The sequence below is a fragment of the Kitasatospora putterlickiae genome, assembly GCF_039527695.1.
Lineage (GTDB): Bacteria > Actinomycetota > Actinomycetes > Streptomycetales > Streptomycetaceae > Kitasatospora > Kitasatospora putterlickiae.
The window spans coordinates 2,817-4,289 of sequence record NZ_BAAAKJ010000369.1 but is presented as its reverse complement, the minus strand read 5'-3'; the positions used below and the strand labels follow the sequence as shown (position 1 = coordinate 4,289).

Sequence of the window (1,473 nt, the reverse complement as noted above, 5' to 3'; positions counted from 1 at the left end):
GGGCGGTCGGCGACCAGCGGGGTCTTGAGCACGGGGATCAGCTGGCCGCCGGCGGCTGCGCCGGCCAGCACGATCAGCGCGACGACGGCGAGCCAGGCGCCGATGCCGTGGTCGATGCCCTCCAGGCCGCCGCCGAGCGACCACAGCGAGGCCCAGAGCGCGGCCACCGCGAAGGCGATGCCCCACTGGTCCAGGCGCAGGCCGAGGATCTGACGGTTCGCGGCCGCCTGTCCCTGGAAGCGCTGGACCAGGATCAGGGCGGCGGCGAGGATGCCGAGCAGGAAGACCGAGGGCAGGACGGGGAACAGGACGCTGTCCCAGGCGTTCGTCGAGTTGTCGCCGCAGTACTTGCTCTTGCAGTCGACGGTCCAGTACGGCAGGAAGGAGGCGATGAAGAGCAGGACGGCCGCACCTGCGACGGCGGCGTCTCCCTTGGTGAGAGCGCGCAGATTCACTAACGTTCCCCTCGTTGGTGTGTCGTGGTCGGCGGTTTTCGGTTTCGGCGCTCGGCCGGTGGTGTCGGCGCCCGCCCGGCCTGCTGACCGGCCGGAAAACCCCGAACGGACCAGAAGCCTAGGGCCAACGGCCACGCGGGTGCACGGCAGGGCACGGCAATGGGGCGAAGTCGTTGCAAACCGCGCGGTTCCGGCCGGGTGATTCCGGCGTGGTTTCCGGCCTCGGCCGCTGGGCTCCGCCGGGCTCCGCCGGGCTCCTACCGGGTGGTCAGGAACGCCGTCAGCCCGTCGGCGATCCCCTGGGCGGCCTGCTGGCGCCACTGAGGATCCGTCATTCGGCGGGCGTCCGCCGGGTTGCGCATGTTACCGCACTCGATGAACACCTTGGGCACGGTCGAGAGGTTGAGCCCGCCGAGGTCGGAGCGGGTGTCCAGACCCTGGCTCGCGGTGTAGTCGGCGTAGGGCTCGCCGGTCGCCGCGTGGAAGTTCTCGCGCAGCAGGAGGCCGAGCCGGTGTGAGGGGTCGACGATCGCCGAGGTGTTCGCCTTCCCCGCGACCACCTTGGCGGGCATGATCACGTGGAACCCGCTGCCGCTCGCCGGACCGCCGTCGCCGTGCACCGAGACCGCCGCGTCGGCGTGGGCGGCGTTGCCGATCCGGGCGCGCTCGTCGATGCACGGACCCCAGGGGCGGTCGCCGTCGTGGACCAGCACCACGGTGGCGCCCCGGGCGGCGAGGATCGCGCGGGTCCGGCGGACCACGTCGAGCGAGTACTCGGCCTCGGTGTAGCCGGCGTTGGTGGAGGTGCCGGTGGTGTCGCACTCCTTGCGGGCGCTGCCGATGTCGACCTTGCGGTTGATCTCGGCGGTGTGGGCGGAGCTCGCGGTGTTGTGGCCGGGGTCGAGCAGGACGGTGCGGCCGGCGAGGGTGGTGGCCGGGGCCGCGGCGTGGGTGGTGGTGCCGGCGTCGGAAGCGGTGCTGGTAGGGGTGGGGTCGGGCGTGGCGGTGGCCGTCGCGG

General features: G+C 72.6%; 1 protein-coding gene and 1 pseudogene. Both read right to left on the bottom strand.

Translation table 11 applies throughout. The features are described from left to right. Window positions 1-455 (bottom strand): annotated as a pseudogene (locus ABD308_RS32865) (hypothetical protein); the annotation flags it as partial. A gap of 257 nt (window positions 456-712) precedes the next feature. Further along, on the bottom strand, window positions 713-1,473 hold a 761-nt coding region (locus ABD308_RS32860), incomplete at its 5' end, for an N-acetylmuramoyl-L-alanine amidase (protein WP_344343199.1).